This is a genomic window from Cohaesibacter gelatinilyticus, assembly GCF_900215605.1.
In the GTDB taxonomy this organism is placed as follows: domain Bacteria; phylum Pseudomonadota; class Alphaproteobacteria; order Rhizobiales; family Cohaesibacteraceae; genus Cohaesibacter; species Cohaesibacter gelatinilyticus.
Genome location: NZ_OBEL01000001.1, coordinates 1,204,157 through 1,227,332, shown reverse-complemented (window position 1 = coordinate 1,227,332; position 23,176 = coordinate 1,204,157). Strand labels below are relative to the sequence as shown.

The window sequence follows — 23,176 nt, the reverse complement described above, 5'->3', positions numbered from 1 at the left end:
CATTGACAGCATATTATTCCAAATGGCTGAAATGTCTGATCTTCAGATTTTCAATACTATTAAACCTTTGAGAATCAACGCGGTATAATTCTGTTCATATTTGTCCAGAGATAATATGTATTCAAGGAATGCATGTCTTGCAAAACAGCTATGCAATATTGTGCGGTGCAAAATTTTTCAAATCATATTATATCTATTTTCAACAAAGCGAGGCCACAGAGCATCGCAAGAGATTGTGCCACGTTGCATAACCACAAGGAAATGAGCAATGTTTGATAATGTCGTGAAAAACTATCGGCAGTGGCGTAATTACCGCAACACTGTCTCCGAACTCAGCCGCCTGAGCACCCGCGATCTGAATGATCTAGGCATTGGCCGCGGTGATATCGAGTTTGTTGCCCGCCGCGCTGCTGGCAAATAAGGAATTCGGGCTTTATCTCCTCCCAAAAGCCCGATGGTTTCAAAACACCTCCTCCCAGTTTTGAAACAAGAAACGAAGCCTACCGGTTCCTCCCCCGGTGGGCTTTCGTTTTATCTGGGATCTATTTTTGTGTATCAGCTATCTATTCGGCGATTAGATTACCTGAAGTTTTACGCGCCTCTCAAGCCTGCTGGTTTTTCTGCAAACCACTTTTTCAACGGCTTGATGACTGGAAACACTCCATTATCTTTGACCCAGCTATCAATCGCATAGTGTGACTTGGTAGCTTTTTGTTTCACAACAGAAGTGGCGTGAGGATATCTGCCATCAAGGAAGAATCCTCTTGCAACTGGTGACGAAACGCTGTGGTGCTTGAGCAAACCATGCATCTGCATATACATCAAATAAGATGTGCTGTTGGAGGCTTCGTCAATACAATCCATCTGGCCAGGGATCCCTGAGCTGGTTAGATCCAAACCACCTTTGTCCTTATCGGATCCGATCAGCGGCCCAAGCCGCGTCTCGAAATATTGGATCGCCTCTCCCATTGACTGTCGCTCTGCCTCAGCACTGCTTTCGCCCTTCTTCAGAATTTCGGTGACTTTTTCCAGATCCTGATCGTTAGGTTTGAAGGCATAATTCAATTTGCAACCAAAACCATGGCAGATATACAGATTGCCGTTGCTTGGAAGGCGCATCTTGGTGGTCTCGGCCCAACGGTCTGGATTCTCATTCATTTGCGCCATGCAGCCTGCCAATGGGACAAGCAGAATCATCATCAAAAGACGGTTACGGATGGATGGCATGATTCTGCGAACCTTCAACTGAATTGCATCTATGCTGTGGCCATAGCATTGGCCAGCTACCATTGCCAAGTGTTATGATGCTCGTCTCGTATGATCAGGGCTTTTCTTCATCGGCTTGCAGTGCTAGAGAATGGCGTTCTTCCAACCAGTCTGGATATCATCGTGAACGAAAAAGTCGCTCCTATTCATATCATTGGCGCTGGCCTGGCCGGTTCCGAAGCTGCATGGCAGATTGCCAGTCATGGTGTATCGGTTGTGCTGCATGAAATGCGCCCGATCAAAAGCACCGATGCTCATATTACGGATCACTGCGCCGAGTTAGTTTGCTCCAACTCGTTCCGTTCCGATGATGCTGAAGCCAATGCTGTCGGAGTATTGCACCAAGAAATGCGCGAAGCCAATAGCCTGATCATGGCATGTGCTGACAAAAATACCGTTCCAGCAGGTGGCGCATTGGCTGTGGCAAGGGAAGCATTTTCCGAGACGGTCACCAAAGCCCTGCATGACCATCCGTTGATTACGATTGAACGCGGTGAGATCGATGAGTTACCAAGTGCTGACAATGGCTCCTGCCTTGTTGCTACAGGCCCTCTCACATCCGAGCCGCTTTCAAAGTCCATTTTGGCGGCAACGGGCGAGGACGCACTGGCATTTTTCGACGCAATTGCCCCGATAATCTATTTTGATTCCATTGATATGGATAGAGCTTGGTTCCAATCCCGTTATGATAAAAAAGGCCCCGGTGGAACTGGTGCGGATTATATCAACTGCGCCATGAATGAAGAGGAATACAAAGCTTTTATAGCAGCAATGCTGGAGGCAGATAAGACCGAGTTCAAGGAATGGGAGAAAGCCAAATATTTCGACGGCTGCCTGCCAATCGAAGTGATGGCAGAACGAGGAATTGATACACCTCGCTTCGGGCCGATGAAACCAGTTGGCCTGACCAATCCGCATGATCCGGAAACCGACCCTTACGCTGTCGTTCAGTTACGGCAGGACAACAAGCTAGGCACCCTCTTCAATATCGTTGGCTTCCAAACCAAGATGAAATATGGCGCTCAGAGCGATGTATTTCGAATGATTCCTGGATTGGAAAATGCACAATTTGCCCGCCTTGGTGGCATACACCGCAATACGTTCCTTAACTCGCCCAAACTCCTAGATGATACTTTGCGACTGAAATCACATCCGCATCTTCGTTTTGCAGGCCAGATCACAGGTTGTGAAGGATATGTCGAGAGTGCCGCGATCGGTTTGTTAACCGGGCGTTTTCTGGCTGCAGAAGCCTTGGGTCATGCAGCAGTTCCACCTCCGGAAACAACTGCTTTTGGCGCTTTGCTCGGCCATATTACAGGCGGCCATCTGATCGACAGCAATGGTGGCCGGCGTTCATTCCAGCCAATGAACGTGAATTTTGGCCTCTTCCCTCCAGTCGAATTCTCGAAGCGCCGTGAAGATGGCAGCAAGATGCGTGGTGTTGAGAAGCAACTTTCCAAGAAGAAAGCATTGGCCAAGCGTGCGTTAGGCGATACCAGAGCATGGCTTGAGGAAATCTCAATTGCTGCGCAAGAAACTTAGGAAAGAAAAGGCGTCGAAACTATCGACCATACCGCCAGATGGACCAGTATTGCTTCCAAAGCGGAATGTTTTTTGGCGCAAGTGGTTTTTTCTTCCACTGCTTGAGGCGTGCTGATACCAAAGCAAGTTCCAAAAAGGCTGAGCCCAAATGGGCTTGGCCTTTTTCTTTTAATGAATTGAATTCCTGTTGGGCCTGAACATGGTGATCATGGGACTTGTTCGCGATTGGCTTCAAGACAGAGATTATGTCTTCTTCAGATTCGAGCACCCAGATTTGCGCTTCGTTCACCTGAGCCTCTGAAAATTCCCCAAATGGCAAATAGAGCTTTTGCCGATTGGCATTGCGTGCAAAATTCGTCAGTTGCTTGGTAAGACAAATTGCCATGGCAGCATTACCGCACAAATCCGAGATTTCGGGCACTATTCCATCATTGAGGATTTGAGCAGCAAGCAAGAGTGGAAGAGCTTCAGTCTCTCCGGCATAAGTTTCAAATGTATCCCAGTCAGGCATAGGATCGTTATAAAGATCAAATTTGCGCGCTTCTATGATCTGAATGAGATGATCGGGTGAGAGATTATAGTTTCGCTGTATCAGTTTCAGACATGACGCGACTGGGCCGATATTTTCCAGACCGTCCCTCCCCTCCAGATCAGTATTTTCTCGTGCGATTACATCCAGCCACCATTGCAGGCGAATTTCCCCCATTGTCGGCTCACTAACTTGCAGTGGAATGCGCTCTATCTCGTCAAGGAAGCAATGGAGCACCATCAATGCTGGCCTATGGATTTCCAAAGACGCCAATGCCATGAAATGATGCAGCGGATCGAACTTGCGCAATTGGTCCTGACAAAAAGCCAGATCTGTCTGCTGGTCCGGCATTGATCTCCCCTAAAGATGGTAAGCCTCGGCGAAGAAGATATTCCAAAATAACTTGGAGCTAATCTACTGCCAGAATTGCAGCAGCGACAGCCCGCTCTTCTGCCAGCAGGATATTGAGAGTGCGCACAGCTGCACCCGTATCCATTACATCACAGATGATCCCAACCTCACGGAGTTTGGCTTTCATTTCCGGATGCAACGGCACAAGAGAATTGCCTGAACCAATCAGAAGAATTTCGATTCCATCTGCTTCAGCAACGACTTGTGTGAAGGCTTCCTCCGAGAATTCTTCAGGCGAAGAAATATCCCAGCGACGCGTGCCGCTGGGAAGAAACATCAGGGAACCCTGATGGGAATAGTCGCCGAAACGAAAGCCACCATTGCCATAATAATCAATTGGGTCATGGCCAGGATAATGCGCATCCACAAGAGACAGCCCCGTCGCCATCGCCACAGCATTTTCGACAAAGCCATCGGGCTTGTTTTTTGCGGCATCTGGTCTTGGCGCATCAGGATCTGACAAAGTAGATTTCTCCCTCGCCTTGTCGGACACGGTATCCTTGGCCTTTTTTCCCAATTTGAAAATCATCGTCAGGCACTCGCCTCTTCCGTGCCTTCATCCTTTTGCTCCTGCATATGCTCAGGGCGCAATTTAAGGAAGATAAGCAATGGCGCAGCCATGAAGACCGAAGAATAAGTACCCACAAACACGCCCCAGATCATAGCGAAGGTGAAGCTTTTAATAACCGCACTACCCAAGACATAGAGCGAGCCTAGCGCCAGCAAAGTGGTAACCGAAGTCAGAACCGTACGAGACAGAGTCTGGTTGATGGAAAGGTCGAGGATGTCCTTCAATTCTTTCTTTTTGTATTTGCGTAAATTCTCACGAATACGATCATAAACAACCACGGTATCGTTGAGCGAATAACCAACGATGGTCAGAATAGCGGCGATGGATGAAAGGTTGAACTCCAACCCGAGAGCTGCAAACATGCCAATTGTCAGGATAACGTCGTGAGTGGTTGCCATAACTGCACCCAATGCAAACTGCCACTCAAACCGGAACCAGATATAAACAAGAACAGCAAACAGCGCAGATAGAACTGCAATGCTGCCGGCAGAAGCCAGTTCACCAGACACACGCGGGCCAACAACTTCGACTCGGCGATAGGTTACTTTATCACCCAATGTTGCTTTGACCTGATTGACAACGGCCTGCTGAGCTTGCTCGCCGCCTTCCTGAGTTTCCACCCGGATAAGAACGTCATTTGGTGCGCCGAATTCCTGAACCTCGACATCACCGAGGCGCAAATCATTCAACTTGCCACGAATATCACCAAGGTCGGCAATATCTTCTGCTGTCTTAATCTCAATTAAGGTACCGCCTTTAAAGTCGATACCAAAATTGAGGTTGAACACGCCATAGAGAGCAAGAGACGCCACGATCAGAACAACTGACAGCGGGAAACTCCAACGGCGGTGGGTCATGAACCGGATATTGGTTCCGTCCGGAACCAGACGAAGTGGTTTCATTTTGTGATCCTCCGGCGTTTAAATTGGCAGCTCAGATGGGCGGCGGGATTTAACCCAGCCAGCCACCAGCAGGCGGTTGAATGTAAAGGCGGAGAAGACAGTGGTTACAATACCGATGGCCAATGTAACCGCAAAACCGCGGACAGGTCCTGATCCCAGCGAGAACAGAATAATTGCGGCAATGAAAGTTGTGATATTGGCATCCAGAATGGTACCCAATGCACGGCTATAGCCCGCATCAATAGCGGCGATAGTAGAGCGACCATATCGATTTTCTTCGCGGATACGCTCATAGATCAACACATTGGCATCTACAGCCATGCCCACAGTCAACACGATGCCCGCGATCCCTGGCAGGGTTAGTGTCGCACCAAGTGCCGACAAAGCACCAAGAATCAACGTGATGTTGGCAATCAATGCCAGATTGGCAAACAGACCAAACAAACCATAGCTTAGGAACATGAAGACCACCACAGCAATTGCGCCGACAATACCGGCAATCTCGCCAGCTTCGATGGAGTCTTTCCCTAGACCGGGGCCAACTGTACGCTCCTCAATGATGGTCAAATCAGCAGGCAAAGCCCCAGCGCGCATCAGAACAGCGAGGTCATTGGCACTTTCCACTGTGAAGGAACCGGAAATAATGCCGGACCCTCCCAGAATTGGCTCGTTGATGCGCGGCGCAGAAATGACTTCATCATCAAGAACGATGGCAAATGGCAGTCCGACATTTTGCTGAGTAACACGACCGAATTTACGTGCTCCAGACGTATTGAACCGGAAGGAAACTACTGGCTCATTGGTCTGCTGGTCAAAGGTTGGCTGAGCATCATCCAATTCGTCACCGGAAATCAGAACGCGTTTTTTCACCAGATAGGGAACCGGAGGGTCATCAGCGGAATAAAGAACTTCACTATCCAGAGGTGGGCGACCTGTTATGGCTTCATCCACTGAATTGGATACATCAACCAGGCGGAAGGTTAGTTTGGCGGTGGACTGAAGGATGGTTTTCAGGCGATCGGAATCCTGTAAACCAGGCACCTGAACCAAAATGCGACTATTTCCTTCACGCTGAATGGATGGTTCGGTGGTGCCCAACTCATCCACGCGGCGACGGATCACCTCGATGGACTGGGAAACCGCAGCATTAACGCGAGACTCGATGCCTTCAGGTGTCAAAGTCAGACGAAGCACACCATCTTCTGTGGTTTCCAAGCTGCTTTCCAGTGCGCCACCACCACCCAGTAGAGACTGAGTGATTGGCTGTACCAGAGTACGAACCTTGGTCCGCGCCTCTTCGAGCTTGGTGACGTCACGGACTCGAACCTGAACGGAGTTATCCTTGATCGCAAGACCGGTATAACCAATTTTATCTTCCCGTAAGACAGAGCGTACGTCACCGCGAAGAACCTCAAGGCGCTCCTTGATAACTCCAGCTTCTTCCACCTGCAGAAGAATGTGCGAACCACCCTGCAAATCAAGACCCAAAACCAGCTGCTGCTTGGGCAACCAATCCGGCAAACTTGAGAGTGTTTTTTCGGAAAACAGGTTGGGCAACGCAAACAAAAGTCCGAAGACGATTGTCAGCAATATCAAGCCAACCTTCCATCGAGCAAAATGTAACATACGACTATCCGTTCCGGAAGAAAGAGCGACCCGCTAAGCGGGTCGCACCTATCACGGTCTTCATATCAAAATTTGGTAATCAGGAGGCGTCGCCTGCTGGTTCTCCTTTGGAGCGCAGCTCGGCTATGGCCTTACGCATGATCTTGACCTTTACGCCTTCGGCAATCTCAGCCTGCACTTCGGCATCATCGACCACTTTTGTCACTTTTGCCACCAAACCACCGGAAGTCACGATGGTATCACCACGACGCACTGCTGCAATCATTTCCGCATGTTTTTTCATCTGGGTCCGCTGAGGACGGATGATCAGGAAATACATGATCACAAAGATCAAGATGAAGGGGACAACTGAAACAAGAAAATCAGAGGTACCAGCGGCTCCGGCTGCCTGTGCGTAAGCGGGCGTAACGAACATTGTTTGCTCCTTGGCGTGGGATCGGCGCGCTTCATGAATGCCTGATCCGAATTATGGTTGAGCGGACTATAGCGGCCCAGCACAGCTTTGCAAATAGCAGGCTGGACTCTGCGCCCATCTCTGGTAATCAATGGATACAAATAGTGTTCCTTGGACCAAGTTGAAAGGTCTTTGAGGTCTTAAATGACCTGATTTTCAGAGTTTTTCAGCACTTATCAGTCCAGAAGATAATTAAGGGGGCTTCATGTCTTCGAATGAGTTGAAATCCATCGTCAAAAGCCTGAAAAAAATCCACAAGGTGCTGGAGCGTGCTGTTCCAGAAAAAGCACCCAAGCCAAGACTGGATGGTGCTGACGGATTTGTATGGCATACCGAACCCTACCCGCATCTTGCCCCCGTCAAACACATCAATCGTGTGGATCTGGGCCTGCTGAAAGGCATTGATCGCAATCGCGATATGGTGCTCGAAAACACTCGTCGTTTCGCAAATGGCTTTCCTGCCAACAACGCTCTTTTGTGGGGCGCACGTGGCATGGGCAAAAGCTCCCTGGTCAAAGCTGCTCATGCAACGGTGAATGCGGAAAAAGATGATGACGAGAAAAACCTCAAGCTGATCGAAATCAGCCGAGAAGATATCGAATCGCTCCCTATTTTGATGAACATTCTGCGCGAGCGCGAAGAATGTTGTATTCTTTTCTGCGATGATCTGTCTTTCGACAGTGGAGAAAATGCCTATAAATCGCTCAAAGCGGTTCTGGATGGTGGTATTGAAGGCCGCCCTACCAACGTTCTCTTCTATGCAACATCCAATCGCCGCCACCTGATGCCGCGCGATATGATCGAAAACGAGCGTTCAACCTCCATCAATCCGAGCGAATCCGTACAGGAGAAAGTCTCGCTGTCCGACCGCTTTGGCCTTTGGATCGGATTTCACAATTGCTCCCAGGACGATTACCTCTCCATGGTCAATGGTTATGTTGTGGAATATCACATCCAAATCGATGCAGACGAGCTTCGTGCCAGCGCTCTGGAATGGGCCATGACCAGAGGTTCCCGCTCCGGCCGTGTAGCATGGCAATTCATTCAGGATTTGGCGGGCCAAAAGGGTGTTGTACTGGGTTAAGCTATACTTGACCAAATATCCAAACATAAGCCTGCGTCAAAAGACGCAGGCTTTTTCTCTACGCATTCCGCTCAATCAGTGCGGCATAACAGCCTCGTTGGGCGTAGTGAGCATGGATATATTGAACATCCGTATTTCCCAACATTCTGAGGATTGTAGGCTCTATAGCCTCACCCTCAGCAAGATCAGCTTCTACGATATGATCATTTTCATCGAATGCACGCAGTGACAGAATGCGTGTAGCCAATGAGTCTGGTACCTTGTCGATCACAAGATCTGCCTCCCGAGCACCTTCTTGCACGAAGATGGCATGTCTTGAACGATAAGGAGACGCGACTGGCAGGTGCTCATAATTCATGAGCAACACCGTCCCCCCAGCCTCCACTTCACTCAAGGTCACTCTATCTGGATAACCCGGATATTCATCAACTTGATAGCGAATAATTCCGAGCGACTTCAGCTCTTCCTCGCTTTTGCCATAGTATTTCTGAAAAGGTTTTGGGTCCAATCCTCTAACCTGAAAAGCCACGTTTGCCTCCTTAATTTGATGATGGAAGCAAGGCTAGTCGGAAGATGCCCTACCTGCAGCCCGTTTCTTGCTCAAGCAACAAAAAGCTCCAACGATAAACATCGGAGCCTTTGTTTTTCAATTCTTTCAACGCTCCTATAGTGTCGACAAAACATCTTTGAAATAGAACAGAAACGCGGTGATCTTAGGCAAGACAGTCCTGCCAGCCACCAAATTCGCGCTTCATTTCCTGAAGAACCAGGCCGAGTTTTTCATCGATTATGTGCAGATATTCTGTCCAGTCAGAAATCTGCTGCAGCTCTTTCTCTCCATCAGAGATACCGCGCAATCCAATCATTGGCATAGCGAATTTTTCACAAACGCGCCAGATGGCAAAGCTTTCCATATCCACCATCTCTGCATTGATTGCTTCATAATCTTCCCCGGAAACGATATTCGCACCGGTGGAAAGAGAGGCCTTTGGTACGGAACTCAGAAAATGTTCCATTTCCACAATTGCCGGGATATCGAGGAAAGGCGTTGTTCCCTTTTCGAAACCTAGTGCTGATGCATCCATATCCCGGTAGGACAGGCTGGCAGCTTGATAGACTTCAGTTTGTTTCAAATGCTGCGATCCGGCAGATCCAAGTGAGACTATCAGATCCGGTTTTTTACCCTGATGGGTCAAATTTGCCAATTCCGCTGTCAAATTCACAGCTGCCTCAACCGGGCCCACACCAATCATCAAAGGCTTTATCAGCTGCTGCAATTGCGCTCCATATTCCGCAGAAGCCGCCATTACAAAAAGAATTTTTGGATTGGAAAATGTCATTTCTCACCTTTGTACATTCCATCTACCTTCACACATCCTATTTGGTTTTCAGTAACTGATACTGTCAAAACCTTAGGAAAGCTTCGGATATATTGAGTATCAAAAAGCCCCGGTCAGTGAAACTCTGCCGGGGCTTAACAAGATCATGACTTCATCGACGCTCTTAAAGAGCAGCCATGATACGATTCAGAGCTTCCTGAACTTTGGCTTTCAGAGCTTCTTGTTCAGCCAGTTTACTCTTCTGCTCTTCGACTATTTCAGCTGGAGCATTGGCAACGAAGCGCTCATTATTCAGCTTGCCGGAGAATTTGGCCGCAACCTTGGAGATCTTGTCGATCTCTTTTTCCAGGCGGACTTTTTCTGCATCCAGATCAATCACGCCAGCCAGAGGCAGAGCAATGGTAGCCTCACCCACGACTACTTGGGCTGAGCCTTGTGGTACATCAGCTGAAACCTTGATCTCTTCAGCACGAGCCAGACGCTTGATAACTGCATCCTGAGCTTTCAGGCGGGCTTTGGTCTGATCAGACGCGCCCACGATTTCCAGCTTCAATTGAGTGGATGGCGTTATGTTCATCTCGGAACGGACGGAGCGGATTGCCGTGATGATATCAACCAGCCAGTTGATGTCATCGGCAGCACCGGTGTCTTCAATGGAATAGCTTGGCCATTTTTCAAGGATCAGCAAACCTTCACGTACTGGACCGTTCTTACCGGTTTCCGCCCAGAGCTCTTCGGTGATGAAAGGCATGAATGGATGCAGAAGCACACAGATCTGATCCAGAACCCAGGCAACGCAAGCCTGCGTCTCTGTCTTGGCACCACTCTCACCTTCTGCCTGGAGAATAGGCTTGGTCAGCTCAATATACCAATCGCAATACAGATTCCAAACAAAGCGATAAAGTCCGTTGGCCGCATCGTTGAAACGATATGTTTCGATGGCTTCGGACACTTCCTTGGCGGTTTTGGCCAACTCAGTCACGATCCAACGGTTAACTATTTCCTTCACGCCGTTCGGGTCAAAATCTTCAATGCGCGCGCAGCCATTCATCTGGGTAAAACGGGTCGCATTCCAGAGTTTTGTACCGAAGTTGCGATAGCCGGCAACCCGGCTGGTGGCAAGCTTGATATCACGACCTTGAGCAGCCATTGCAGCCAGCGTGAAGCGAACAGCGTCAGCTCCATACTCGTCTACCAGATCCAACGGATCGATGACATTGCCCTTGGACTTGGACATTTTGGCGCCTTTTTCATCGCGCACCAGCGCATGAACATAGACGGTATGGAATGGCTCTTCCTTCATGAAATGAAGGGACATCATCATCATGCGAGCAACCCAGAAGAAAATGATATCAAAACCAGTCACCAGGACATCGGTCTGATAATATCGCTCAAGCTGAGGTGTTTTGTCAGGCCAGCCAAGTGTGGAAAATGGCCAAAGAGCAGATGAGAACCAGGTATCCAGAACATCTTCATCACGAACCAACTCAACCTCTTTGCCAAATTTCTCTTTGGCCATAGCCATGGCTTCGGTTTCGTCATGGGCGACAAAAACGGATTCTTCCGGACCATACCAGGCCGGAATCTGATGCCCCCACCAAAGCTGACGGGAGATACACCACGGCTCGATATTCTCCATCCATTCGAAATAAGTCTTTTCCCAATTCTTCGGAACGAAGTTGGTCCGTCCTTCCTTTACAGATGCAATGGCGGGCTTCGCAAGGGTCTTGGCATCAGCAAACCACTGATCGGTCAGCATGGGTTCAATAACAACACCGGACCGGTCTCCGAATGGTTGCATGACCTTTTTGTTCTCGACAAAAGGAATGTCATTGCCTTCGTCATCCTTGGCGAAAACGCAAAGACCTTCCCCATTTATGGCAGCGACAATCTGCTTGCGCGCTTCAAACCGGTTCAGACCACGATATTCATCAGGAACCAAGTTAATTGCATCAACTTCTGTCTCGGATGGCAGATTGCCGGTTTTGGCGATCTCAACAGCCAATTCTGCGCATTCCGCGTAAGGAGCACCATCTGCGCGCATGGCAGCTTTGGTGTCCATCAGGCGATAACAAGGAATGTCGCAGCGACGAGCAACACCATAATCATTGAAATCGTGAGCACCGGTAATCTTCACCGCACCTGAACCAAAATCCGGATCAGGATATTCATCGGTGATGATCGGGATCAGGCGGCGATGCTCCTTCGGCCCAACAGGGATTTCGCAAAGCTTGCCAACAATCGGTGCATAGCGTTCATCAGAAGGATGGACAGCAACGGCACCATCGCCGAGCATTGTTTCGGGTCGCGTTGTCGCGATCGAGATGTAATCGCGCTCTTCTTCCAAAACGACGTTGCCGTCTTCATCCTTTTCAACATAGGTATAGGTCTCGCCGCCAGCCAGTGGATATTTGAAATGCCACATATGGCCGTCAACTTCCTTGTTCTCCACTTCGAGGTCGGAAATTGCCGTTTCGAATTTGGGGTCCCAGTTGACGAGACGTTTGCCACGATAAATCAGCCCATCATTATAAAGCTCAATAAAAACCTTCTGAACCGCTTTCGACAAACCTTCATCCATCGTGAAACGTTCGCGTGACCAGTCGGCTGTCGCGCCCAATCGGCGAAGCTGATTGAAGATGGTGCCGCCAGATTCGCCTTTCCATTTCCAAACCCGTTCAAGGAAGGCCTCACGCCCCATATCACGACGGCCTGGCTCACCATTGGCTGCCAGCTGACGCTCTACGACCATCTGGGTCGCAATACCGGCGTGATCCATACCCGGTTGCCAGAGAACATCCTTGCCACCCATACGGTGGTAGCGGATCATGATATCTTGCAGAGTGTTGTTCAGTGCATGGCCCATATGCAGGGAACCAGTCACATTCGGTGGTGGAATGACGATGCAGAAACTGTCCTGTCCATCCTTTTTACCAGCGCCAGCATTGAAGGCACCAGATTTTTCCCACTCTTCATACAGGCGCGGCTCCACATTGGCCGCATCGAATGTTTTTTCCAGCATTGCACTTCCATATCGCAAGCAAGAGAGCATGCACGCCCTCACTACCTGTCAACAAATCCTATGGTTTGCCTGCAAATGCCTTATTCCTGCAAACATGCAGGCAACGACCACAAATATATCTTTGTATGGTGTAAATCCCATTCTGTGGCGGTCTGTCAACCGTCAGAGACGAGCCATGCGCCAATCGCCCACCTTTAATAGGCAATCAGCGCAAATTTGCCACAAAACCAGGTAATTTCAGGTTGGTGCGGGTGATCAGCGATAATGCTGCTCACCCCGGGACACTCGCTCAATCTCTGCACGCACCAGACGCTCTACCATTACCGGCAAATTCTGGTCGAGCCACGCCTTGAGCATGGGGCGCAGCATGTCTTCCACCACATTTTCCATGGTCCGTGTATTGTTGGACAGAATCGTGTGGGTCAGATTTTCAAAAGCATTGGTAACCACTTCACTGGTTTGATTTGATACCAGCGGCATGCCTTTTTCAACATCAGGCAAATTATCCAGTGGTGTCGGCTCGGTTTCAATCGTGGCTTTCAGAAGAGATGGTACCTTCTCTTCCAGCGTAGACTGAACCATTTGCTCCAACTCGGGCGTTGGATCTGGTTCCGCTATCGGCTCTGGGGTAGCTTCTGCAACTGTTTCCGGAGCAGGCTCTTCTTCCTGCTCTTCCATGAACATCAAATCATCGTCATGAGGTTGGACCAAATCCTGTTCCTGCCACTCGGTCGGCAGGTCCAGAACTTCTTCCTCTTCTTCAACCTCACCTTCAGCAGAATCCGTTTCCATGGCTGCCATCATGGCTGCCATATCATCTTCTTCCTCTGCTGGCTCTTCTTCAACTGGAGCAGGCGCATCAAACAGAGCATCAAGATCGTCTTGACCCATTTCGGCATTCGGATCGACTTCGGGCTCGGCAGCAACTTCCGGCTCTGGTGTCTCATCACCACCGATGGCGGCTTCTTCATCTGAAATGATCCGGCGAATGGACGCCAGGATTTCTTCCATCGAAGGTTCCTGAGCTGCGTTGGTATTAGACATAGGCCTCACCCGAAAACTGAAAACCAGTAGTGCTGCAAATCACATTCCACCGCAGAAATGATTCGCTGGTTCTATCACTATAAGCTGTTTAACTGCGTTAGAAAATCTGTTCGCATAAAAAGCACCATTCCGCTGTGCATGGAAACCGCTTTTCAAAGCTTTCCCCATTATCCCACTAATCCTTGCACGCAATAATTAACGCCCAGTTTTCATGGATACCGACATTGACGCGACCCAGAATCAAAAAAGCCGGACCCTCGAGATCCGGCTCAAATGAAAAACTCGCTCAAATCAGCGTCCATCTGGTGTGCGCAAACCATACCATTTGTCACGTACCTGCTTATAATGCTTCTTCGTATCATAGCGAGCAACCGGCAAATCAAGACGATTGGAAGTCAGGCGGCCAATGGCTGATGCAATGCGGAATGAAGCGACGATGCGATCACGTTGAGCAGTGACCAGCGAGATGCGCGCATCAATCAACTCACCTTGAGAGTTCAAGACGTCCAGAGTGGTTCGCTGCCCCACGCCACGCTCTTCGATCACGCCGCGCAGCGCAAGGCGAGAAGCTTCTACTTGCGCTTGAGCAGCAGAGATCTGGGGGATGGAAGCCTCATAGATGCTCCACGCAGAAATCACTGCAGCCCGAACCTGATCACGAGATAGATCAAGCTGAATACGGCGCTGGCCCAAAGTTTCCTTAGCCTGACGCACCTTGGAGCTCACGCGACCGCCCTGATAGATGGGCACGGACAAAGTACCCATGATGGAAGCGCTATTGGTCGTCTGCTCTGCACTGGAACCACGGCTGGATTGATCCTGCCACGAACGTGCTGCCGTTCCACGCACACTAAGCGTTGGCAACAATTCGCCTTCAGCAAGCTTCACATCCATCTGAGCGATATCAATATTATGCTGACTTGCACGAATAGCTGGGTGTTCGGTCAGCGCAGATGAAATTGCTGAGTTCAATTTGCGTGGGAACAATTTGTCCACGGAATATCCGGCTGCCAATTTCCCCGGCTTCTTACCAACCAATTGCTGATAAGTTGCACGACTGGAGGCCAGATTGGCTTTTGCCAAATTAACCTGTGAGATAGCGCCAGACAGACGGGCCTCTGCTTGTGCAACATCGGTGGAAATGGTTTCACCGACGGCAAATCGATCCTTTGCCGAGCGAACCTGCTCCTGCAAGAAAGACACATTCTGTTTTCGCAGTTCAAGGATCGCCTGGTTTTGAAGAACATCCATATAGGCGGAGGCAACATCGAAGAGAACCGTCTGTTCGGTATTCTCCAATGTCGCACGAGAAGCAAGAACGGCGGATTCGGCTTTTTTCACGCCATTCTTGGTACGCATACCACGGAATAGGATCTGATCGACCTGCAAACCCAGATTGGTTGAATTGGTCTCATTGCGCTTGGCAGACCCAGAAAACTGTTCGATGCTGGTCCATTGACGCGTGGCGCTTGCCGTCCCATTGACAGTGGGACGATAGCCGGACAAGGCCTGAGACACATTTTCATCAGTCGCGCGTAGCCCGGCCCTTGCCGCATTCAGCGTAGGATTGTTCTGATAAGCCAGCGCCAATGCCTGCTGGAGGGTTTCTGCCGATACGGAGGATACGCTCAATGCCAACGCCGCTACTGCACAGACTGTTGCTGTCTTAAAGCTTCTCACGCCCCTGCTCCTTGCACATGTTATGCCTGAATGATCAGGTTTCGCGCCCAATCGTCCGAAGATCAATTTCCAGATCTGAATATTCTTGATTGTGGCGGCACAATAGGCAGATTGCTGTTGCATTCCTAGTACCGCGCACACCTCGAGGCGTTAAAAAATCACTAATGCTGCATTCTCGCAACAGATCAAGCGCCAGTTTATACAGAACTTTTGTAACGAAATGTATTTTAGATTTTCTGCAAATACAAACAAAAAGCCGCCTGTAGCACATACAGACGGCTTGTATATTTTCAAAGGCAAGGATTTTTCTTAAAAACTGAAACCGACCGGCTTGGAGAATTCTGTGAGAATTGGTGCATTGGTATCAAACGCAGGGATACGAGAGAAGCTCTCACCATTGCGCAAAATCTTGATAGCCTCTGCGCGGCGCTCCTTGCCGTCAACCGTTACCAGAACGCCGCCATCTTTCATCTGATTCAGCAGATCATCCGGCAACTGTTCCACAGCCCCTTCTATGACAATCACGTCATAAGGACCTTCAGATACATATCCTTTGGCAATATCACCACTGATCATGGCGACATTGTCAAAACCCAAACCCGTCAAGGTGTCCTGTGCCTGCTCAACCAGAGCTTCGTCACTTTCGACAGCGACGACGGTATTTGCCATCTTGGAAGCCAGTGCAGCGGTATAGCCAGCCTGCGCACCAATCACCAGAACCAAATCCTCAGATTTGATATCAGCCAACTGAAGTAATTTGGCGAGCGGCGAAGGTTGCATCATGCAACGACTATCCGAGATCACGATATCGACGTCACTGTAAGCCAGATTCCGCAGATGAGCTGGTACGAACAATTCGCGAGGGACAACCTCAAATGCCTCCAGCACATTATAGGCAGTTACATCGGTGGTCCGAATTTGGTTGTCCACCATCTGGCGGCGTGCATCTGCATATTCGCCCATAACAGAATATCCTGTCTCTAGTTGATCCCAGCGGCCAAGAAGCGAGCCAAAGGTCCATAAATACCCGCTTCTTTTTTACCCTTCCCCGTGATTATCCCTGCCGCAAGCCCGTTGCAAGGGCGTTCGCCGCATTTTTCGAACCTTTTGTCTCGCTTTGAACAGCTCATTCGGTGAGTTTTGTCAAAAAGTTCAAATTTTGGTGGATATCGACTTGTCGGCCCGAACTGGTTTCGCTATACACCATCCACCACAACGCAGGAAGGCTCGATGGCGGAGTGGTGACGCAGCGGATTGCAAATCCGTGTACGCCGGTTCGATTCCGGCTCGAGCCTCCAACTCTTTTCTCAGATCACATATAATTTGTTTTTGTTTGAGCTTTTCAAGCGTGCCTGGTACCTGTGTGAAATTGTAAAACATAGCTTTTCGTTTTCATGAACTCAGCAGTGTCATTGCTGATCGGGCGGGATCATGGCTTGATTCATAATTGACCTTGCTATTCCTTAGCCAGTGCCATTGCCTTGATCAATCGTCCCCATTTCATGTCATCCAATGTGATGAGCTGCACATTCAGCGCACGGGCTTTGCCGAACAGCGCTTCATATTTGGGTTTTCTATTATAATTGTCATAGAGATCGGTGGTAAGAATTAGGCCGACAAAGCTGTTTTGGCTGCCAAAATGGTCCGCAAGATTGTCAGCCTCATGCAGGGCTTCCATTAGTTTCTTACGGCGGCGATCATTCGATCTTTGATATCCAGCCCCAAAAGCTTTGCAGGAATAGAAAGCAAGACGTTGATCAAAACGGGCGATCACATCAATCTCATTCTCACCTTCATAGCCATCGATTCTCCAGCGCACTGACTGCCCATAGCGCACCTCATCTGCCCCAGCCTCAAGCGCAGCCAGACACGCCACCTCTTCCAACCAACCGCCAGTAATGAACCGTCTTGCCTGCGGCGTGTGGGCGCGCAGGATGCCCTCCTCCGTTTGAAGAACAAGATCACAGCCCTGCAAAGCTTCAACGATGCAGGCTTCAACCGGGTCGAGATCAGAAATGGACAAACTGCCCTTGAACAGCCGCTTCTTGATCCGCTCAAAGGCTCTGAAATGACTGGCAAGGAGAGTGCTGGCGGGACGATTTCTTTTTGCTTCCCTTAATGTACCGCTCCGTCCCTCATCCAGCCAGGCTCCGGATTTGGCGATCAATTCTGCAAGGGTCTTTTTCTGCGCCATTTAAACTTCCGTTCCATTATTGAATGCGGGCATGAATCAATACAGAGTTACACCACTTCGCCAGCTTGCAATCCATAACACAGATAGGTAAGAGCGATGCAAGTGTCTTGGCAATCCTGCCAGCGAAGAATGGGTGAGAGTGATCATGTTGCATGGTGGCGACCTTGGCTGGGCCATGGAGGCATATGGCGGACAAAAAGAAGACTGGCTGGACCTCTCTACCGGTATCAACCGGCGATCCTATCCATTCTCAATAGATCGTGCACTCTCTGACATCCGGGAGCTACCAAGCACAACTGACCTCAAAACCTGTCTTGAAGCTGCCCGTCTGGCTTATCAATGCCCCAAGGATTTAACAATTGTAGCCGGCCCCGGTACACAAATCCTGATCAACAGCATTCCTCATATCTTGAAACCCGGTCGGTGCCATATAGCAGAGCCTACCTATAGTGAGCACAGAGGTGCCATGGAGCTGGCTGGTGTGCCCTGTTCCGGTTTTACTGCCATTGATGACCTTCTTGCGCAGAATATTGACCAACGATCCTGCGTGATTGTTGTGAATCCCAACAACCCGGATGGCCACACCCTTTCATCGCCAGAATTGTTAGAATTTTCTGTTCACCTGCAAAAATCAAACAGCACCTTGATCATCGATGAAGCGTTTGGCGATATAGATCCTACCCAAAGCATCATACCCCACCTCAGCTCCCGGTCCAATATTGTTGTTTTTCGAAGTTTTGGGAAATTCTTTGGCCTTGCAGGCATACGGCTAGGATTTGTGATTGGAAGTGAGGAGATCACAAACAAGATAACAAGCTTTCACGGCCCCTGGACTGCTTCATCCGTAGCATTGAAAGTTGGAAGTCAGGCTCTATCAGATCTGGAATGGCATAAAAAAGAGCGTGAGCTCCTAACTCATTGGAGCGAGCGATTACAAAGCTGTTTAGCCAGGCATGGATTATCTGTTGTTGGTGGAACCGGCCTCTATCTGCTGATTGAGAGTGAATATGCTCGAAGGCTGCACATGCATTTGGCCAAGCACCATATCTGGAGCCGCATATTCACTTACCAAGATCGCTGGCTAAGGCTTGGCATTCCGATGCAGGACGCGGAGCTAAAACGCTTCGTGTCAGCGCTTGACTGCTTTGTGGTAGAGGCAGCAAATGACTGATTGGTTTGTTCTTTCCGATTCCTACTTTGCAGCCACTTTTTTGATCGCTTTTTTGGCTCTGATCATGGATGCACTGGTTGGTGATCCAGATTGGTTCTGGCGAAGACTTCCTCATCCAGTGGTGTGGATCGGGACGTTCATTTCATCGCTCGAGAAAAGCCTAAACGCGCCACTTACTCTACCTCCTGAACGTCAGGATATTCATATGACTCGGTTCCGAGGCATGCTCATGCCTCTTTACCTTATCGTTCCTGCATTAGGTGTTGGCGCAATCATTCAGAAACTACTATTTGATCTGGGAATCGGAGGAATTCTTGCTACTGGCCTCATCGCTTCTGTCTTCATCGCGCAAAGAAGTCTCAGTGATCATGTCTATCGGGTCTGGCAACCACTCTCAAACGGTGATCTAAACGAAGCAAGAAAAGCAGTTTCAATGATTGTCGGGCGAGACCCGGAGCAACTAGATGCAGCAGGCATTGCCAGAGCTTCAATAGAAAGCACTGCCGAGAATTTTTCGGATGGTGTTGTCGCCCCCCTCTTTTGGCTATTGATTGGCGGGCTACCCGGGTTGTTTGCTTATAAGGCGATCAATACGGCTGACAGCATGATCGGCCACAAGAATGAGCGCTATCAATATTTTGGCTGGGCATCGGCCAAGCTGGATGATGTAGTCAATCTGATCCCAGCACGCATCTCCATGATCCTGCTTCTTCTCGGAGGTAAATTAAGACCTAAAGGTCCTGGAGAAAAACACCCCTCCACTGGCATTTGGAGCAATGTTAAGAAGATTTGGCTGGATGCCCCAAAACACAGATCACCCAATGCCGGTTGGCCCGAAGGGGCAATGGCCTATCTTCTCAATATCACCCTATCCGGTCCTCGCATTTATGGTGATAAAGTGAGCAAGGAACCATATGTCAACGAAACTGGCCGGAAAGATATCGGAGCGCGCGAAATCAAGTCAGCAGTCTCCATTTATGCGTGGGCTTGCGGCTTGGAAATCTGCGCAGTTGGTCTTGGTTATGCTGCATTGCTATTCAGCCACTTTCCGAACATGACCTAGTCCTTCTTTCTTTGGCAATTTCCAAAATGGCATCGACATCCATATGGTGCTCTATATGCTCAGCCAAAGAATCGAGGCTTTCTTCAACCATATTCTGATAAGCCATGTTCACTTTCCCTGAACCGCCCAACTTGCTAAAGAAAGCCGCACGAAACGCATCTTCATTGAAAACGCCATGAAGATAGGATCCCATCACAAGGCCGTCTTGTGACATTGCACCTTCAGGATTTCCGTCAATCTCAAAAAGTGGTCGTTCACAATCAACACCTTCTGTTTGACCGATATGAATTTCATATGCAGATATATCTTTGCCGCTTTCCAAGTGGCTACCTGATACTTGAACCGTGCGTTTTTGCCCATCCAGAATGGTTTTGACATCCAACAGCCCCAATCCCAGACAATCGCTTCCAGGCTCTGTTTCAACACCCTTTGGATCGGAAATGGATTTTCCAAGCATCTGATAGCCACCGCATAAGCCCATGACTGCACCACCTTGACGATGATGAGATAGAATATCGATATCCCAACCCTGATTTTGGAGAAACTTAAAATCTGCAATTGTTGTTTTTGATCCGATCAGCAAAATCAAGTCTGCTCCTTGCGGCAACGGCATACCAGGCTCAATCATTTCCAAGGAAATATCAGCATCAGCCCGCAGTGCATCCAAATCATCAAAATTCGCAATACGCGGAAGGATTGGCACAATAATCCGCACCCTCCCCTTCCTTTCACTTGAAACGATATCACGCTTTAGGTCTTCACTATCCTCTGCCGGAAGCGTAGCTGCCCGATCAAACCAGGGAATTACCCCAAAATTCTGCCAATCCGTTTCTTTGGATATGATTTCAATTCCAGAATCGAACAAAGACACATCGCCACGAAATTTATTGATCAGATACCCCTTCACCAAAGCCAAATCCTCAGGCGGTAAGAGAGTTTTCGTTCCAACGATGGATGCAATCACTCCACCTCGATCAATATCACCGACCAGTATGACAGGAACATTCGCAGCCTGAGCAAAGCCCATATTGGCAATATCACCAGCTCGCAAATTCACCTCCGAAGCCGCCCCCGCACCCTCCACGACTACAATGTCATATTGGCTTTTCAGATGCTCATAAGAGTGTAGAACCGAAGTCAGGAATTTTCCCTTATTAGCGGCATAGTCCCGCGCCTTCATCTGCCCTGCGACCTTGCCATGAACAACAACTTGCGAGCCTATATTGCTTTGAGGTTTTAGCAACACCGGGTTCATGTGAACGCTTGGCTGCAACCCACAAGCCATGGCCTGCAACGCCTGGGCACGACCAATTTCACCACCATCGCAGGTGACTGCAGCGTTGTTGGACATATTTTGAGGCTTGAAAGGTGCAACGGAGAGACCGCGATGCTTTAAAGCTCTGCAAAGTCCGGCCACAAGCATCGATTTACCCACATTGGAGCCAGTCCCCTGAAACATGATTGCTGCCATCATCGCTTCCTGATCCTCCGAATCTTAAGCTCCAAATCGTTCTACAAGGTGATCGCAGGATAAGGACTTGGCTTCAAGATCAAAGGCAACCCTACCCGCACTTCAATCACCCTGTCGCATTGCTTGGCCATATATTGATTCATGAGGCCCTGATAATCACGAAACTTGCGGGACAAAGCATGTTCTGGCACAACACCCTGCCCAACCTCATTTGAGATAAATATAAGCGTTCCGGGGCAATCCTGGATCGTTTGAGCAAGCTGCATGCTATGCTCCTCGACATATTTATTCTCGAACATCAAATTGGAAAGCCAGAGTGTGAGGCAATCAACCAGGATCACTTGCCCCTCTCTTGCATGTTGACGCAGACACGTAGCCAGATAGACGGGCTCTTCAATCAATTTCCAGCGAGGACCTCGTCGTTCCTGATGCAAGTTGATACGATCTGACATTTCTTCATCATTCATTTGAGGGGCAGAAGTAGCAACATAGAGCAATTCCAGATCGCTCTTTTCGCAAAGCTCTTCAGCAAATTCACTCTTCCCAGAACGGGCCCCACCAAAAATCAGAGTTGAACGACAGTTAGTCATGGCAAGGTCCGTTTGTGGTCTGAGTGATTTAGGAGGAATCTATCCTTGTTTTTGAAAGTCCATCCTATCAGCCTCATTCACCTGAGACCAATCCCCCGTTTGATAAGCCATGATGACTTTGTCAGAACGACTTTTCCGCTCGAGCAACGCCTGACCTTTCCTTCGCAAGCGTCGTAAATAGGGTGAATCCACCGATAAAACAAAAAGGCCCAACGGAATCATCCAGAAACCGAGCACCGGTAAAAAACCCAGAACTCCACCAATAATTAGTATTATTCCCAAACTGCGGCGTGCCTTTGGCGTACCGGGCATGGCAATCGTCCATTGTCCCAGGGAAATTGATTTGCGCGGAGTGATCATGAAAGAGAAGGTCCAGCCTGCACTACTAAAAAGGTGTTGTTATCATCCGTAAATAGGAAAAGCAGTGTGTATTTCCAGTCCTTTGCAGCTATCGAGAAGGATTTATCCACGACCTACAAACTTTCCCCAAGCAAATAAAAAAAGGACTTGGCATTTTCGATTGGCTCCATTAGAAACCACCTCACCAACGCTCAAGGTTTCTACCTTGTTGCAGTTACCAAGTTTTCCCCAGTAGCTCAGTTGGTAGAGCAAGCGACTGTTAATCGCTGGGTCGCTGGTTCGAGTCCGGCCTGGGGAGCCAAATCAAGGTCTTCTGATTAATTTCAGAAGACCTTTTTTTATTTGTTCCTGCCAATCTGTTGAATCTTAAAGGCGATTGCCATAGAAAACAGGCATTCGCTACAGCAGGACATGGCAAATAGTCAACGCACATCCCCAGATATTTCCGGCGCCTGTCGCTGATCGACCTTTTGCGTGTCATCACTACAGTGAGTACCTAACAATCTGGTATGATTGAAATACCCGAGGGAATCTTGATCCAACTCAAGTTATCTCAACATTACTGTGAGCCTTTATTTTATCGACCAACTCGATCCATAACCTCTTCTTATCTCGGCAATCCAGATAGCCATTTTCAGCGTAGTAAACATACCCAGCATCACAAATGGTTTCCTGATCATGTTTTCATTCCGGCTTGGGACTTTACCCAAGTATGCGCTCTTTGTTGCTATGTCTCTCTTCATCGCAACGATCGGTATGTCCGGGCAATGGCTTTCAATTGATGTTTCCGTGCCATCTAGCAGGACGTAACTTGCTGATAAGTCTGTTTGCTATATTCTGGCATTGGCTTTTATCA

Annotated in this window: 19 protein-coding genes, 2 tRNA genes and 1 pseudogene; 7 read left to right on the top strand and 15 right to left on the bottom strand. The window is 49.0% G+C overall.

Going from position 1 to position 23,176, the window contains the following annotated elements; genetic code table 11:
- Positions 1–268 precede the first annotated feature (268 nt).
- Positions 269–421: a DUF1127 domain-containing protein gene (locus CRO57_RS05475; RefSeq protein ID WP_097152333.1), complete on the top strand. Its 153-nt coding sequence runs from the start codon at positions 269–271 to the stop codon at positions 419–421.
- Positions 422–591: 170 nt separating this feature from the next.
- Here CRO57_RS05475 and CRO57_RS05470 read toward each other — a convergent pair whose 3' ends face one another.
- On the bottom strand, positions 592–1,227 hold the full coding sequence (locus CRO57_RS05470; protein ID WP_141401192.1) for a hypothetical protein: 636 nt from the start codon (positions 1,225–1,227) through the stop codon (positions 592–594).
- A gap of 156 nt (positions 1,228–1,383) precedes the next feature.
- On the opposite strand from CRO57_RS05470, the gene trmFO reads away from it, so the two are divergent.
- A complete protein-coding gene (trmFO, locus tag CRO57_RS05465) occupies positions 1,384–2,808 on the top strand; it encodes a methylenetetrahydrofolate--tRNA-(uracil(54)-C(5))-methyltransferase (FADH(2)-oxidizing) TrmFO (RefSeq protein WP_425291272.1) in 1,425 nt (474 codons plus the stop codon).
- A gap of 19 nt (positions 2,809–2,827) precedes the next feature.
- Here the strand turns inward: trmFO and CRO57_RS05460 are convergent, their stop codons facing one another.
- The 4 genes and pseudogenes from CRO57_RS05460 to yajC form a co-directional block, all read right to left on the bottom strand.
- Positions 2,828–3,688, bottom strand: coding sequence for a squalene/phytoene synthase family protein (locus CRO57_RS05460; protein WP_097152330.1), 861 nt, complete (start codon positions 3,686–3,688; stop codon positions 2,828–2,830).
- A gap of 58 nt (positions 3,689–3,746) precedes the next feature.
- On the bottom strand, positions 3,747–4,136 hold the full coding sequence (locus tag CRO57_RS05455) for an Mth938-like domain-containing protein (protein ID WP_097153213.1): 390 nt from the start codon (positions 4,134–4,136) through the stop codon (positions 3,747–3,749).
- 143 nt (positions 4,137–4,279) lie between these two features.
- Positions 4,280–6,847, bottom strand: a pseudogene (secD, locus tag CRO57_RS24970) (protein translocase subunit SecD).
- A 79-nt stretch (positions 6,848–6,926) separates the two neighbouring features.
- Positions 6,927–7,262, bottom strand: coding sequence for a preprotein translocase subunit YajC (gene yajC / locus CRO57_RS05445; RefSeq protein WP_097152329.1), 336 nt, complete (start codon positions 7,260–7,262; stop codon positions 6,927–6,929).
- Between the two features lie 244 nt (positions 7,263–7,506).
- On the opposite strand from yajC, the gene CRO57_RS05440 reads away from it, so the two are divergent.
- Entirely contained in the window at positions 7,507–8,385 is an 879-nt protein-coding gene (locus tag CRO57_RS05440; protein ID WP_097152328.1) for an ATP-binding protein, read from the top strand.
- A gap of 58 nt (positions 8,386–8,443) precedes the next feature.
- On the opposite strand, the gene CRO57_RS05435 is transcribed toward CRO57_RS05440, so the two are convergent.
- The 6 genes from CRO57_RS05435 to CRO57_RS05410 all read right to left on the bottom strand — a co-directional run bounded on the left by CRO57_RS05435 (position 8,444) and on the right by CRO57_RS05410 (position 16,434).
- Positions 8,444–8,914, bottom strand: coding sequence for a DUF1203 domain-containing protein (locus tag CRO57_RS05435; protein ID WP_097152327.1), 471 nt, complete (start codon positions 8,912–8,914; stop codon positions 8,444–8,446).
- A 184-nt stretch (positions 8,915–9,098) separates the two neighbouring features.
- The gene (locus CRO57_RS05430) at positions 9,099–9,725 is read right to left on the bottom strand and encodes a 5'-methylthioadenosine/S-adenosylhomocysteine nucleosidase (protein ID WP_097152326.1); all 627 of its coding nucleotides are present in this window, start codon (positions 9,723–9,725) and stop codon (positions 9,099–9,101) included.
- Between the two features lie 163 nt (positions 9,726–9,888).
- On the bottom strand, positions 9,889–12,747 hold the full coding sequence (locus CRO57_RS05425; RefSeq protein WP_097152325.1) for a valine--tRNA ligase: 2,859 nt from the start codon (positions 12,745–12,747) through the stop codon (positions 9,889–9,891).
- 255 nt (positions 12,748–13,002) lie between these two features.
- Positions 13,003–13,791 carry a PopZ family protein gene (locus CRO57_RS05420; protein ID WP_097152324.1) on the bottom strand — a complete coding sequence of 263 codons (789 nt, stop codon included), beginning with the start codon at positions 13,789–13,791 and terminating at the stop codon, positions 13,003–13,005.
- Positions 13,792–14,082: 291 nt separating this feature from the next.
- Positions 14,083–15,471 (bottom strand): TolC family outer membrane protein, encoded by a 1,389-nt coding sequence (locus tag CRO57_RS05415; protein WP_244580014.1) that lies wholly within the window; start codon positions 15,469–15,471, stop codon positions 14,083–14,085.
- 309 nt (positions 15,472–15,780) lie between these two features.
- Positions 15,781–16,434, bottom strand: a complete 654-nt coding sequence (locus tag CRO57_RS05410; protein WP_097152322.1) for a protein-L-isoaspartate O-methyltransferase family protein — start codon at positions 16,432–16,434, stop codon at positions 15,781–15,783.
- Between the two features lie 261 nt (positions 16,435–16,695).
- Here CRO57_RS05410 and CRO57_RS05405 point away from each other — a divergent pair.
- Positions 16,696–16,769 (top strand) — tRNA-Cys (locus CRO57_RS05405).
- A 158-nt stretch (positions 16,770–16,927) separates the two neighbouring features.
- Here the strand turns inward: CRO57_RS05405 and CRO57_RS05400 are convergent.
- The gene (locus CRO57_RS05400; RefSeq protein ID WP_097152321.1) at positions 16,928–17,665 is read right to left on the bottom strand and encodes a Card1-like endonuclease domain-containing protein; all 738 of its coding nucleotides are present in this window, start codon (positions 17,663–17,665) and stop codon (positions 16,928–16,930) included.
- Positions 17,666–17,810: 145 nt separating this feature from the next.
- On the opposite strand from CRO57_RS05400, the gene cobD reads away from it, so the two are divergent.
- Positions 17,811–18,836 carry a threonine-phosphate decarboxylase CobD gene (gene cobD, locus CRO57_RS05395; protein ID WP_097152320.1) on the top strand — a complete coding sequence of 342 codons (1,026 nt, stop codon included), beginning with the start codon at positions 17,811–17,813 and terminating at the stop codon, positions 18,834–18,836.
- On the top strand, positions 18,829–19,899 hold the full coding sequence (cbiB, locus tag CRO57_RS05390; protein WP_097152319.1) for an adenosylcobinamide-phosphate synthase CbiB: 1,071 nt from the start codon (positions 18,829–18,831) through the stop codon (positions 19,897–19,899). The genes cobD and cbiB overlap by 8 nt, the downstream gene beginning before the upstream one ends.
- On the opposite strand, the gene CRO57_RS05385 is transcribed toward cbiB, so the two are convergent.
- The 3 genes from CRO57_RS05385 to CRO57_RS25085 are packed head-to-tail and all read right to left on the bottom strand — an operon-like array spanning position 19,874 to position 22,320.
- On the bottom strand, positions 19,874–21,358 hold the full coding sequence (locus CRO57_RS05385; RefSeq protein ID WP_342068278.1) for a cobyric acid synthase: 1,485 nt from the start codon (positions 21,356–21,358) through the stop codon (positions 19,874–19,876). The two genes, cbiB and CRO57_RS05385, sit on opposite strands and share 26 nt — an antisense overlap.
- Before the next feature lie 53 nt (positions 21,359–21,411).
- On the bottom strand, positions 21,412–21,960 hold the full coding sequence (gene cobU, locus CRO57_RS05380; protein ID WP_097152317.1) for a bifunctional adenosylcobinamide kinase/adenosylcobinamide-phosphate guanylyltransferase: 549 nt from the start codon (positions 21,958–21,960) through the stop codon (positions 21,412–21,414).
- 39 nt (positions 21,961–21,999) lie between these two features.
- Positions 22,000–22,320 carry a hypothetical protein gene (locus tag CRO57_RS25085; protein WP_244580013.1) on the bottom strand — a complete coding sequence of 107 codons (321 nt, stop codon included), beginning with the start codon at positions 22,318–22,320 and terminating at the stop codon, positions 22,000–22,002.
- Between the two features lie 225 nt (positions 22,321–22,545).
- On the opposite strand from CRO57_RS25085, the gene CRO57_RS05370 reads away from it, so the two are divergent.
- A tRNA-Asn gene (locus tag CRO57_RS05370) sits at positions 22,546–22,621 on the top strand.
- Positions 22,622–23,176: the final 555 nt, after the last annotated feature.

Coding starts and splice junctions, on each gene's coding strand:
- CRO57_RS05400 (WP_097152321.1), bottom strand. CDS start 17,665: ATGGCGCAGAAAAAGACCCTTGCAGAATTGATCGCCAAATCCGGAGCC.
- cobU (WP_097152317.1), bottom strand. CDS start 21,960: ATGACTAACTGTCGTTCAACTCTGATTTTTGGTGGGGCCCGTTCTGGG.
- cobD (WP_097152320.1), top strand. CDS start 17,811: ATGTTGCATGGTGGCGACCTTGGCTGGGCCATGGAGGCATATGGCGGA.
- CRO57_RS05420 (WP_097152324.1), bottom strand. CDS start 13,791: ATGTCTAATACCAACGCAGCTCAGGAACCTTCGATGGAAGAAATCCTG.
- CRO57_RS25085 (WP_244580013.1), bottom strand. CDS start 22,320: ATGATCACTCCGCGCAAATCAATTTCCCTGGGACAATGGACGATTGCC.
- cbiB (WP_097152319.1), top strand. CDS start 18,829: ATGACTGATTGGTTTGTTCTTTCCGATTCCTACTTTGCAGCCACTTTT.
- CRO57_RS05470 (WP_141401192.1), bottom strand. CDS start 1,227: ATGCCATCCATCCGTAACCGTCTTTTGATGATGATTCTGCTTGTCCCA.
- CRO57_RS05440 (WP_097152328.1), top strand. CDS start 7,507: ATGTCTTCGAATGAGTTGAAATCCATCGTCAAAAGCCTGAAAAAAATC.
- CRO57_RS05385 (WP_342068278.1), bottom strand. CDS start 21,358: ATGTTTCAGGGGACTGGCTCCAATGTGGGTAAATCGATGCTTGTGGCC.
- CRO57_RS05460 (WP_097152330.1), bottom strand. CDS start 3,688: ATGCCGGACCAGCAGACAGATCTGGCTTTTTGTCAGGACCAATTGCGC.
- CRO57_RS05425 (WP_097152325.1), bottom strand. CDS start 12,747: ATGCTGGAAAAAACATTCGATGCGGCCAATGTGGAGCCGCGCCTGTAT.
- CRO57_RS05455 (WP_097153213.1), bottom strand. CDS start 4,136: ATGGCGACGGGGCTGTCTCTTGTGGATGCGCATTATCCTGGCCATGAC.
- CRO57_RS05410 (WP_097152322.1), bottom strand. CDS start 16,434: ATGGGCGAATATGCAGATGCACGCCGCCAGATGGTGGACAACCAAATT.
- CRO57_RS05475 (WP_097152333.1), top strand. CDS start 269: ATGTTTGATAATGTCGTGAAAAACTATCGGCAGTGGCGTAATTACCGC.
- yajC (WP_097152329.1), bottom strand. CDS start 7,262: ATGTTCGTTACGCCCGCTTACGCACAGGCAGCCGGAGCCGCTGGTACC.
- CRO57_RS05430 (WP_097152326.1), bottom strand. CDS start 9,725: ATGACATTTTCCAATCCAAAAATTCTTTTTGTAATGGCGGCTTCTGCG.